General features: G+C 45.7%; 7 protein-coding genes and 1 pseudogene. 1 reads left to right on the top strand and 7 read right to left on the bottom strand.

All coding sequences use genetic code 11. The annotated features are described in order from the left end of the window. The 7 genes from AC0YOB_RS20930 to AC0YOB_RS20960 form a co-directional block, all read right to left on the bottom strand. The gene (locus AC0YOB_RS20930; RefSeq protein ID WP_475794406.1) at positions 1-1,740 is read right to left on the bottom strand and encodes a sensor histidine kinase; all 1,740 of its coding nucleotides are present in this window, start codon (positions 1,738-1,740) and stop codon (positions 1-3) included. 90 nt (positions 1,741-1,830) lie between these two features. Next, positions 1,831-3,492, bottom strand: a complete 1,662-nt coding sequence (locus AC0YOB_RS20935) for an extracellular solute-binding protein (protein WP_475794407.1) — start codon at positions 3,490-3,492, stop codon at positions 1,831-1,833. 498 nt (positions 3,493-3,990) lie between these two features. Further along, positions 3,991-5,709 carry a response regulator transcription factor gene (locus AC0YOB_RS20940; RefSeq protein WP_475794408.1) on the bottom strand — a complete coding sequence of 573 codons (1,719 nt, stop codon included), beginning with the start codon at positions 5,707-5,709 and terminating at the stop codon, positions 3,991-3,993. A 2-nt stretch (positions 5,710-5,711) separates the two neighbouring features. After that, positions 5,712-7,430, bottom strand: coding sequence for a sensor histidine kinase (locus AC0YOB_RS20945; protein WP_475794409.1), 1,719 nt, complete (start codon positions 7,428-7,430; stop codon positions 5,712-5,714). Positions 7,431-7,528: 98 nt separating this feature from the next. Next, positions 7,529-8,407: a carbohydrate ABC transporter permease gene (locus tag AC0YOB_RS20950; protein ID WP_475794410.1), complete on the bottom strand. Its 879-nt coding sequence runs from the start codon at positions 8,405-8,407 to the stop codon at positions 7,529-7,531. An 11-nt stretch (positions 8,408-8,418) separates the two neighbouring features. Continuing rightward, on the bottom strand, positions 8,419-9,321 hold the full coding sequence (locus tag AC0YOB_RS20955) for an ABC transporter permease (protein ID WP_475794411.1): 903 nt from the start codon (positions 9,319-9,321) through the stop codon (positions 8,419-8,421). 92 nt (positions 9,322-9,413) lie between these two features. Next, on the bottom strand, positions 9,414-11,129 hold the full coding sequence (locus AC0YOB_RS20960; RefSeq protein WP_475794412.1) for an extracellular solute-binding protein: 1,716 nt from the start codon (positions 11,127-11,129) through the stop codon (positions 9,414-9,416). Positions 11,130-11,440: 311 nt separating this feature from the next. Here AC0YOB_RS20960 and AC0YOB_RS20965 point away from each other — a divergent pair. Further along, a pseudogene (locus AC0YOB_RS20965) lies at positions 11,441-12,928 on the top strand (alpha-N-arabinofuranosidase). The last annotated feature ends 73 nt before the right edge of the window (positions 12,929-13,001 follow it).

Genomic DNA, 13,001 nt, shown 5'->3' on the forward strand with positions numbered 1-13,001 from the left:
CTAACTCACCTCCTGCAGCTTGATTCGAATAACAACTTTCAGACCGTTTAACTCGCTTCTGGACAGCGACAAGCCACTGTCATCACCATATGTTAATACAAGACGCCGATGGATATTGATCATGCCCGTCATTTCGCAGGATTCGGCCGTATGATCCAGCCGGACCTTTAGCGCTTCAATTTCGGTATCGCTGATCGTGTTCCCGTTATCCTCTACAATGATCCGAGCCATTCCAGGATCCAGCTCGAACGAAATGCGAAGCTGGCCTTCCTCGGTCATTTTCTCAAGACTATGCTCGTACGAGTTCTCGATAATAGGCTGGATGATCAATCTCGGTACCCGGATATGCTCCATATCCTTCGGCAAATCATCAAATTGCACCCGAATGCGTCTTGAGAACCGGAGCTTCTGAATTTCCGTATACATACGCGAGTGTCTCGTTTCCTCCGACAACAAAACATGGTCCTCGCTATTTCGGGTAATAAACCTGAAATACTCCCCGAGCATGTTGGTAAATTGTTCGATCCGATCCAGATCCCCGGTATTCGCCAGTGAGTTCAGAATGAAGAAGCTGTTATATAGAAAATGCGGGTTAATCTGCGACTGCAGCTGCTTTAACTCCGCCTTCTGCATCATCATTTTCAGTTTGAAATCCTGATCGATCAGGCTTTGCAATTTCATCAGCATATGGTTGAATCTTGTATATAAATAGCCGAATTCGTCTTTCTTACCGTGTTCGATTGGAATGTTCAATGCACCCCCTTCCATCCGTTTAAAGCTCTGGACGAGAGACAACAGCGGTTTATGAATAAACGTATAAGAAGAATAGGAAAAAATAACAACGGCAAACAGAGACGTTATGGCAAATACCCATGCCCACCGGTAAAAAATGCTCAAAGGTCTTTTGACGGTTTCTTCCGGCAAATATGTAGCGACCGAAAGCTCCCGTTTATTAGAATAGGCTTTGTCGATGTGGTAGGTTCGGCCGTCCAGCTTTAATAAAAAGATGCTGCCGCTTGATGCACTCGTTCCTCTCACGTAGTCCCGGATCACGGGGTTTGATGCCTCATTGCTCATTAGCGCAAATCCCGTATTCTCCGAGATCAGAATTGAGCCGCTATCCGGATAAATGTTGATCTGATGCAAAGATTCCCTTAACCTCTCCGTATGCAGCTCGATTTCAATGAGGAATAAAGGCTCCTCCCCCTTTGTCCCACTTTGCTTGGAGGCGCTGAGATAAAGCGTGTTATTCCAATTGATCAGCCGGTTGTCATTTTTTCCGGCACTGGAACGGAAGTAATTGAACCTCTCCTCGTCAAATTTATATACGTCATTTGCAGCCGAGACCGTTTTGTTAATGGAACGGATATGCACGTTGATATCTTTAATATAGGGACTGCTGTTTTGGAACGACGTAAGACGGTGCAGCAGGTAGTTCAGGCCTGATCTTCTTTCCACATTATCCATTAATTCCCAAGTAGCGACAAGCTTGTTCAGCTCGCTGTCCTCCAGGATATCGAACTGCTGAAGCTCCATCCATTCGAGTTCCCGGTCCAAACCCTCTAAATAATAAGTCAACTGCTTAACGGTCGCTCTCGATATATCCTGGCTTGCGTTTTTGTAGCTCCAGTTATACAGATATACCCCAAGCAATATAATGGGGAGCACAACGATGAGATAAGTAAGTACCAATCGGACAAAGATCGTATTACGCAATGATACAGCGGGAAATTTAAACAAGAAAACGCCTCCGTTGCCGCTTTAGTGAATGAATTCAAGAGAGTTATGCCGTTTAGCAGACAAATCCGGAGCATGACCTCCTTGCCTTGATTACTGTCTTTCAGCAAACCATTCGTTTACTTCAGTCGTCATCTTCTCACCGCCCAGCACATGCCATTCTTTGACAAATCGATCGAATTCGTCAATAGATCTGCCAAGTATGATATTCACATAGGTTTCAATTTGCAGATCATATAGAATGGCTTTTTTCTCGATCATCATTTCCGTCGGGGCTCCGACAAAGCTCTCATATAATAACTGATTATTTTTCTCGTATTGGTCAACGATCGCAAAGGCTCCCGAGGGGCCGTATGTTCGCTCCCATCCCCACCCGGATTCCTTGTCCGCACCGCCGGAAAGATATGTATCAATGTTCTTTTGTATGGCTTTAGCTTCGTTTTTTAAGACGGATATATCCCCCGTTCGGCGGGCCTCATCCAGTTGTAGATACGCGTCCAGGTTTTTTCTTGCCGGATAAGGGGTAACGGGGGAAAGCTGCCATATAGGGTACGGCGAGCTGTAGTAGGTTTCATATTCGGCAGTTTTACCCCAATTTTTTTCCAGATGCAAATTAAATAGCTTAACGATCGCTTCGGGATGCTTATAGTCCTTCCTCACCGCAAGGAACTGATTGGTGCTGAACCGGAGCGGTACCTTCGGCGCTTCCCCCGATACGGAAACGATCGGAAAGGCCTGCCACTGGGCGTTCGGATCGTTTTCGCGGCTCGATTGAACGAGAAACGATCCCCATTGCTCCCCATAAAGCATGCCGATCTTCCCGTCAGCTACTTGCTCCTTCGCTTTAATGCCATCCTTAATTCCGAATTCGCTGTCGATTTGGCCGTCCCGATACATGTCCTGCAGGGTTTGCAATGCCGTTTTCACTTCCGGTTTAATGCCTCCGTATACAAGTTTGCCGGAATCGTCCTTGATCCACATATTCGGGAACGCATTATAGCCTGCCATAAAATCTGTTAATCCCATGACGGGATCCAACAAATACTGCGTAATCGCTAGCCCGATTGTGTCTTTGGCGCCGTTTTGGTCCGGATCCTCTTCTGTAAACGCTTTCGAAATTTCCAGCAAATCATTCATGGTACGTGGCGGTTTCATGCCGAGTCGATCGAGCCAATCTGTCCGGATCCATATAAACTGAGCCCCCTCAATAGAGGAACCCGTTTCCGGAATGCCCATCAGCTTGCCGTCGATCGTTGCCGCATCGAACGGACCGTTTCCTTCTTGGCTAAGAATCTGTTTGGTTAGCTGAGTGGCGTATTTCTCGTAAACTTCGGATAAATCCTGAATTAATCCCGCGTTGCTGAGCAGTCTGAGCTGCTGCGCATTGACCCTTACCACTTCCGGGATATCGCCCGAAGCAAGCGCGACGCCTAATTTTTGATAATAGAGATCGCCCTTGGCGACCCAATCGTACTTTATTTTGATGCCGAGCACCTGTTCATACAGACGGCTCCACGTGTTGTCCTCCAGCGTTTGTCCCGGCAATACGTTGATTAAATTTTCCAACCCTTCGCCAGTTTCCCTTACGAAGGTAACTTCGACCGGCGGATCATATTTGCTTAGCCCTAATTCATTATATTCGATCACCTGTTCGTTCCCGTCCGGCTTTTGATTATTCGTATTGTCGCTTTGGCTGCATCCCGATATAACTTGAACAGACAATAATGCGGTAAGCATAAGCTTGGACTTATTCATTATTGGTATCCGCAACAGATGTAACCCCATTTCACATGTATTGGTGGCAAGCCAGCGTAATATTATAATTATCCAGATCGAATTCCGGTCATGCAAGATGCATTTTTTTATATCGTTACCCTATCTTTACTAATTTGCAATAGAAACAATTCACATGAGGAATGCTTGGCGGTTAGCGGCTTCTATAGCCGCAGCCCCGTCGGTGAAGGCGCTCTCCTGCGGTACGATCCGCTTGGGCATAGTCATTACTTCCACAATTCCCCTTACGCCTTGCATCAGGCCACGAAGAAGAGCCGGTTCAAAATGCGACCCGGCTCTATCATTTCTTATGGCGTTAGGCATTTATAGTGCCTATTTCTAAGAATATCGGTATCCCTCCGCTCCCTGTTTACCGTCTTATCTCGTCATCGTTGAAGCGGTATGAAACGAATTCCAATCGGCAGGATGATACTGGCCTTATCATTCAGCCGCAAGGAAGAAGGTCCCTGCTTTTCCCCCTTATGGAATCTTTAAAATATGCTTTTCCCTGTAATCCTGCGGGGAATAACTGGTTGCTTTTTTAAAAAAACGAGTAAATGAAGTAGCCGTTTCGTATCCCACCTGCCGGGCAATATCACTGATTCGTATTTTTTCGCTTTTGAGCAATTCCTTTGCTCTTACTAAACGAATGGATTCAATAAATTCCGTCAGATTACTGCCGGTTTCCTGTTTATAGATGCGCGACAAATACGAAGGATTCAGATACACTTGTTCTGATAATCGAACCAATGACAAATCCTCATCCAAATGGTTCATAATAAACTCTTTTATAAAGTCGATCGTATTATCCGCCCGCTTCTTTTGCTCTTTTGTTTGCATATCAAAAAGAACGACCGACAACTCCTTCAAGTACACTGCCGCTTCGTTCCAGGTATCAAAAAAATCCGTCCGCATCAGTTGCAACTGACCACAGTTAAGGAACAGCTTTTCATTTAGTCCCCATCTGTTAATATATGACATCATATACAGGGATACCGTGTAGTAAGCCTCCTGCGCCAGGGCGTTGCTTTTAGAGCGAATACCCGTTAAGGGGATAAGCAGCTGCTCTATCGCTTCAAAATACTTCTCCCTCTGTCCTGAATCCAGATACTGCTCGATAACAGAAAGATTTTTTGACTTGAGCTCTGTTACCAGCTTCGCTTCTTCAGCGGATTCTTCCTCATTGACTATGATCAAGCCGGCCTCATTGCGAATCGTGTTGCTAATCTCACTATCAACCAGTAGGATGGTGCTTTCAATACCTATTCGATAGTTGAGCAAATGATAAAGCGAATGATATTGATTGGAGATCGAGTTCCACCAGCACGCTTCACTGCCGACTGTAAAGCTGATTGAAATCCCGATGTTCTCCTGACAAGCCGACTGTATGATTTCCAAAGTGCCTTTAAGGTAGGACACCGTTTTCATATAAGTTTGCTCAATTAGCTCCGATTTTGCCTCGAAGATGCTCGTTAACGATTCTTTAGGTTGTGCTAATATAACAATCCGATGATTCTCGTCCAAAACCATCACAATATTCACATGAGTGGCAAGATATCTTCGAATAACCTGACGAACCGAATACATAAGCTGCATCTGTTGCATATAGTCGCTGCCCTCAGGTAATTTATCAATCTTTCCCGTCACCAAGGTGACCGGCCATTGCGCATTCATCGGAATCGACAGCTGTTCAAACTGCCCTTTGGTAACTTGTACGTTGGGATTGCCCTTTAAAATGCACAGAATATAATCTTCTTGAAATAAATCCAGCGCCATATGGATTTGCTCTTTTGCATTACGAATTAAATCTTCCGTCTTGATTTCCATACGAATTTTCAAAATAGTCTCTTCTATGACCTGAATAACTTTTTCGATATCTTCGGCTTTAAGTATAAAGCTTACGTCCCGATGCTGAATCGCTTTATACACATATTCGAATTCGCTGTGACCGGTCAATAATACAACCTTGCACTGGGGCCAGCTTTTAAAAATTTCCTCCATGAGCTGCAATCCATTTATGTCTGGCATATCGATATCTGTAAGCACGATATCGATTCTTGTTCGATTGAGCCACTCAATGGCTTCCTCCCCGCTATAGGCCTTATACACATCAAGATCCAAATGATCAAGGCCGCGAAAGATCTCATACAAATGATTCACGATAATTTCTTCATTATCTACGATTAGAAGCCTGTACATGCTCAACCTCTCACCTCTGGATTAAGTCGCAAAGATACCTTTAAACCGCCCATTGCGCTTCGCTCTAAATATAATCCGTTATCGGCGCCGTAAATCAATTTGATTCGTCTATGAATATTGATTAGTCCTGACGTTTCAATAATCGAATCATCGTAAAAGAGCTTTTGTAAGGCATTCAATTTTTGATCCGATAAATCAGCTCCATTATCTTCAACCATTATCCGCACGGAAGCCTCTTCCAGACGAAAGCTTAACAGAATGATTCCTTTTCCTTTCGTTTTTTCCACGGCATACTTAAAAGCGTTTTCAACGATTGGCTGAAGGATTAATCTAGGAACCTGTACGTCCCTGACCGCTTCGGGACATTCTTCAAACTTGATGGAAAGTCTGCTGGGATAACGCATCATCAAAATTTCCGAGTAAGTCCGGGCATGTTCAACCTCTTCATAAAGTGGCAAATCATCTGAAGCATTTCGTGTAATAAATTGAAAATATTCGCCCAAAAGCTTGGTAAACGGGATTAAATTATCATCCTTAAGCTTTGCCATCGAATGAATCAAAAACAAGCTGTTATATAAAAAGTGCGGGCTGATCTGTGTCTGCAATTGTTTTAACTCAGCCTTCTGATTGAGAATCTTCTGCTTGTATACCTGGTCGATCAAGGCAGATACATTCTGGACCATGGAATTAAATCCTTGGTACAAGAAGCCGAATTCGTTTTTGTTGTTTATGTTGATAGATACGTTAAAGTCGCCGCTTTCCACACGACGAAATGATCCCACAAGCTTTCTCATAGGCTTGTGGATCAAATTAAAGGTGTAGATGGAATAGAGAATAATCATCAACACGCCGACTCCGGTGAAAATCCATAACCAGATATAAAAACTTTGCACGGGTACAAATATTAATTCTTGCGGGATATAACGCAGCAGCAGCATATTAAGATAATCCGACCGAAGGGAAACGACATAAATTTTCTGCCCGTGAATGGCGGCATAACCGTTGTTAACGCTTACAAAACGGTGATAATTTTCCACCAGTCCTTCCAAAATCTCGGTTTCGTCCTTTTCTTTTCCGGTTATCACCACATCGTGCGTTAAGTCCACTAAAAAAGAACCGTTATCGTCATAGGTATAAAATTGCTCTAACGACTCTTGCAACGCAGTCGTGTTGATTTCAACTTCAATCATGTACGACTGAGACAAACCGGCGTTTCCATCGTGAAGGGTGGTTAAATAAAGTTTGTTCTCGTATTGTACCAGTTGCGCTCCCTTTTCTCCCTCCGGAACCCGGATCCGCTCGAATTTTTCCATGTCGATGGGGCTCACCGAGCTGACGGAGGATATCGTTTTTTGAATCGGGAGGATATGCGCGCTTACGCTGGCAATATAAGAGCTGCTATTATGGATGGTGACCAGCCGTTGTTGCAGTTTTCTCATGCTTTCCATTATTTCATGCTCGTTCATAATCGGATAACGAACGGTAAGCTTCGCAAGATACTCGTCATTGAGCGTATCGTATTGCAAAATTTTAATGCGTTCGATTTCCTCTTCCAGACTTTTCAGATAAAACGATACTTGAGCGGCAGAGGAGTTCACAATTTCATTTTTAACGGTACGCAGGCTCCAATTGTACATGTAGATTCCAAGCAAGGAAATCAGTATGATCGCCAACAGAAATGTCGCGATCAACCTTGCAAAAATACTATCTCTGATCTGCACCTCCCTCCTTACATACGCAGCCTTAAATAAATTTTATGGATATAATACCATAGAACGAATTTAATTCGTAAGAACGAATTTAATTCGTAGCCGGGAAACTATCCTTTTACGCTCCCCAGCACGATCCCTTTCACAAAAAAACGCTGTAAGAAAGGATAAGCGCAAAGGATGGGCAGTGCCCCAAGAAAAATTTGAGCCGATCGCAATGTTTTGTCCGATATGGTCGCCATGAGTTTGGCTTCCTCCGCCGTTATCGTACTAAAAGAACGCTGAGCCACAATGGTCTGAATATAGCTTTGGACGGGATAATTGCTGGGATCGTTCATATAGATCAATCCATCAAACCAGCTGTTCCAATGCGAGACCAGCGAGAACAATAGAATGGTCGCCAATGCCGGCAAAGATACTGGAACATAAATCCGCCACAGCGTTGTCCAATGACCGGCCCCGTCCATAAAGGCAGACTCGCTTAATTCCTTTGGCACAACGCGGAAGAAATTGAGCAGCAAGATTACGCTAAACACAGGAACCGCGGTAGGCAGAACAAGCGCCCATACACTGTCAATCAACCCAAGCTGGCGAATAACCATATAGGTCGGTATCAACCCCGCGCTAAAGATCATGGTGATGAAAAAGCTCCATGAATAAAAGCTCCGAATCCGGAATTCAGCGGTTTCTTTGGACAGCGGATAGGCTATCATGATCGTAAGGAACAGATTAATCGTTCCCCCATAAGCAATTCGTTGAAATGACACAAGCATGGATTGCCAGAAAGCTTCCCGTTGCGCGACGAACTCATAAGAGCTTAAGGTGAATTCCTTGGGCCATAAAGTTACAGCCCCCGTTGCCGCCACGGCGCTGGAGCTTAGAGAAACAGCCAGGATGTGAATGATCGGGATCAAGCACAGCGCGGAGACGAGCACCAAAAAGCAATGATTAATAATCGCAAACCAGTCGATTTTCTTTTGCACGAGCACAAAAATCCCCCCTAAAAAATCCTATAGTCTGCAAATTTATATGCGAAGAAATAGGAGATGGACACGAGTATTAGCGCTATGACCGATTTAAATAATCCGATGGCGGTTGCTACGCCGAATTGAGCGTCCAACATGCCAATGCGGTACACGAAGGTATCAATGATATCCCCGCTTTCGTACACCATTGGGCTGTACAAATTGAAAATCTGATCAAAGCCGGCATTGAGCAGGTTGCCAAGATTGAGAACCATAAGAAGAACAATGACCATCTGCATGCCCGGCAGGGTTACATGCAGCGTCTGCTTCCAGCGGTTAGCTCCGTCAATCTGTGCCGCTTCATATAAACTCGGGTTAATGCCTGTAATTGCGGCAAGATAAACGATCGTTCCATATCCGAATTCCTTCCATGTATCCGTCAGGATCATCGTTATCGGGAACCATCGGTTATCCCCAAGGAAAAAGATCGGTTCAAAGCCAAACGCCTGAATGACTCGATTCACCAGGCCGTCGGTGGGCGACAGAAGATCGATAAAAATGCCGCCTAATACGACCCAGGATAAAAAGTGAGGCAAATAAACGGCTGTCTGAACGCCTCTTTTCAACCCTAGCCTTTTGACTTCGTTTAGAAGAACGGCAATTGCAATTGGGACAAGAAGACCCAAAGTGATTTTCATTACCGCAATGTAAAGGGTATTCCACATGATGTTTTGGAAATTGGGCAAGCTCATCACATACTGAAAATTGCTCAGCCCAACCCATTGCTGGTCGCCAAACAAGCCTTTGGCCGGGTAAAACTTCTGGAACGCTATGATGATGCCCGCCATGGGAAGATAACTGAAGATGAGCAAAAACAGGAACCCCGGCAATATCATCAAATGCAGCGGAACTTCCCTTATCAACCTTCTTTTATGCATACGATTCACCCTGTTTCAATAAAATAATACTCGCATAGAAGAGAAAGGATACTAGCAGAAACTCCAGTATTCTTTCCCTTTGTTCAGATTATTCAGCTGACGGAATCATACCATTCATTGACTTCCTTGGTTATATCGGCACCGCCAAGCCTATTCCAATCCTTAACGAACTTGTCGAACTCATCAATGGAAGCGGCACCCATAATAATTTTCACGAATATCTCGATTTCCAGCGCTGTCAGTGCGGACTCTTTGTCCGCCATTGTTGGGGTAGGCGGTCCTGCGAAAGCCTCGAGCATGAACAGATCGTTATCGACATAATTCACACCGTGCCGAAACACGCCTTCCACTCCGTAAATTTTAGGCCATCCCCACTGAGAGGTATCTCCATTTTCAAACGCGACAATATTCTTGTGTATGGACATCGCTTCGCCGGTCAATTGATCCAACGTACTTTTGGCTCGTGCCTCCTGGATCTCCCTAAACGCGTTCAGGTTTTTAAAAGGAGGGAACGGCTGAACAGGCGAATACTTCCAAACGCCTACGCTGTCATTGGCGGCTGGCATATAGTAATAGTCAAAATCTCCGGATTCTCCCCAGTTTAGTTCAACGTGAAGATTGAACATTTTGATCAGCGCTTCCGGATTGGAGAAGCCCTTCCTGACAACCCAGAACTCGGAAGCCCCGAATACCTGAGGCGAAAGAGCCGGTTCTCCGTCGACCGAAACCAGCGAGTAACCTACCCAGTTTGCGTTGGGATCGTTCTGATAGCTGCTGATAAGCGGATACATGGGGTTCCATTGCGCGCCGTATTGCATACCGATCTTACCCGATGTGACCGTTTCCGCTACCTTTCCGCCATCCTTTACACCAAATTCCTTATCGATCTGCCCAACTTTATACATATTAGACAGTACTTGAAGCGCTTCCTTTACTTCGGGAAGGGTACTGCCCCATACCAAATTGCCTGCCCCGTCATCTATCCACATATTGGGATAAGCATGGTACCCTGAGAAGAAGCCTTCCAACCCCATGGCACCGCTGTAAAGATCCTTTGTTAACGCAAGACCGTAGGTATCCTTATTATTGTTTTTATCCGGATCCTGAGTTGTGAATGCCTCACTGATCGCAAGGACGTCAGCCATCGTTTTAGGCTCCGACAGACCCAGATTATCCAGCCAGTCCTTACGGATCCATAGGAATACACCGTCGCCGTAAACCTCCGCTGGGCCTAAGCCCATCATTTTACCGTCAATTTTTGCAGCATCGAGGGCTGCGGGACCCTGAACCGCATACAACTCCTTCAGAAAATCAGTAGCATAGGTATCCCAATATGGTGTCAAATCCTCGATCATATCAGCATCGGCCAATTGCTTCATCTGTGCAGCCGTAACGCGGAGCATGTCGGGAATTTCACCTGAAGCCAGCGTCACGTTGATTTTTTGGGTATAGGGATCTCCGACCTTCACGGTCCAGTCGTATTTTACGTCAATCCCCAGTTTTCCTGAGAACGCTTTCAGCCAGCGGTTGTCATCAACCGTCTCTCCTGGAGTTTTGGGAATGATATTATCCTGCAAATCATCATCCACATCACGTGCGAAGTGAATGGTAAGCGGTGTATCATACTTGCCCAATGGATTATTGTCACCGGAGACTGCTTCGCCGGATTCATTGCCCGAGCCGTCCGCCGGTGTCTGGCTTGGCTGTTGATCGCTTGGTGAATTGGACGTACATGCTGATAAAGCGCTTACGATCATTAGCAAACAAACGAACATAACCATTCCTTTTGTGTACATTCTACTTTTCACACTCATAACCCCCCTCTAAAATTGTTAAGCATTATGCTTCTCAACTGTAACCCGAATTTTTAGATTAATCTATCTTCCGGTTATGACATAACTAACATCTCTTTACTTCATTGTCGCGCCCCGCCTAACCGTTTTTTACTCACTTTTCATCTTTTTACAACCTTGCGGATGAACGGCATTTTGTGTTGAAACCGATCGTTTGAAAGCGCTATAATAAATAACCGCAAGCAAAATAATGTGCCGATAAGAGGTTCGATTGCATCCGCATAACCGGAACATCCATCATCGTACACGGACTGGAGAGGATATTTGTGGCGTTATTGATCATTAATTCGGGACGAAAGTATTCTAAAATTAACAAAAACATTTTCGGGCACTTCTCGGAGCATTTAGGGATCGGGATTTATAATGGTCTTTATGTAGGTGAAAACAGTCCAATCGCCAATATACGCGGAATACGAACCGACGTCGTGAACGCGCTGCGGCATATTGAGGTTCCGGTATTAAGATGGCCTGGCGGATGCTTTGCCGAATACTACAACTGGAAAGACGGCGTCGGACCTGTTCGCAAGCGTATCGTCAACGCGGGCTGGGGCGGCGTGGTGGAGGATAACACGTTTGGAACCCATGAATTTCTGGATCTTTGCGAGCAGATCGGGTGTTCCGCCTATATCGCAGCGAACGTTGGCTCCGGCACCCCACGGGAAGCAAGCGAATGGGTTGAATACATGACTTTCAGCGGTGAATCCCCGATGGCGGACTGGAGGCGTCAAAATGGCCGCGAGGAGCCCTGGAACGTAGAGTTTTTGGGAATCGGGAACGAAAACTGGGCCTGCGGCGGGCATATGCGGTCGGAATATTATGCGGATGTATACAAGCGCTTCGAAACATTCATCCGCAACTATGGCAGCAATAGGATTTTCAGGGTTGCCTGCGGCGCCGACGGTGCCGACTATAAATGGACGGAAACCTTGATGCGCCTTGCAGGTAATAGGATGAATGGTCTCTCGCTGCACTATTACACCATGCCGGGGTATTATGACACTGAAGAATACCCGTGGGAACGTAAGGGACCGGCCGTGGGATTTGACAAGGCCAGCTATTACCGAACGCTCCGTCGCGCCCTGTATGTCGATGAACTGATTCGCAGACATAAGTACGTGATGGATTAGTACGACCCCGAACGCAAAGTGTCGATTATTATGGACGAGTGGGGAACATGGCATCAGGCCGAGCCGGGTACCAATCCCGCATTTCTTTTCCAGCAAAACACCATGCGCGACGCCATTGCTGCCGCGGTATCATTGAACATTTTCAACACCCACAGCGACCGGCTGCATATGGCCAATCTTGCACAGATGGTAAATGTGCTCCAATCGGTTATTCTAACCGAAGGAGAAGAGATGCTCCTTACTCCCACCTATCATGTATTTGATCTGTTTAAGGGGCATCAGAATTCCACATTGATCGAAAGCTACATACAGCAGGACCTTACGGGGACAGAAGAAGCTCCCGTGCCCGCGCTTCACGTCAGTGCCTCCGAGAGAGCTGATGGCAGAATTCATGCAACGGTTGTAAACCTGTCGGCAGACGAGCCTCGGCTGGTGCAGGTAATTCTTGAGGGAAAGGCGTTCTCTTCCGCCTCTATCCGCCTGATCAGCGGCGATATGAACAGCCATAACCGATTCGGGCAGCCTGCTCAAGTCGAAATTAAAACGATGCCGGATATGAATGTGAAAGACAATTGCTTTTCGATTAAACTGCCCGCCTGTTGCGTAGCAGAAATCAGGGTAGAGTAGCCTCCGGGCAATCGATCAAATGAAAGAAATGACGGTGCAAGGATAAATTCCAGCACCGCCATTTCTTTTATTT

This window comes from Paenibacillus sp. JT31N17 (assembly GCF_056269255.1).

What these genes read in the sequence shown, in the direction of transcription:
- AC0YOB_RS20935 (WP_475794407.1), bottom strand. Translation starts at nt 3,492, where the DNA reads ATGAATAAGTCCAAGCTTATGCTTACCGCATTATTGTCTGTTCAAGTT.
- AC0YOB_RS20940 (WP_475794408.1), bottom strand. Translation starts at nt 5,709, where the DNA reads ATGTACAGGCTTCTAATCGTAGATAATGAAGAAATTATCGTGAATCAT.
- AC0YOB_RS20955 (WP_475794411.1), bottom strand. Translation starts at nt 9,321, where the DNA reads ATGCATAAAAGAAGGTTGATAAGGGAAGTTCCGCTGCATTTGATGATA.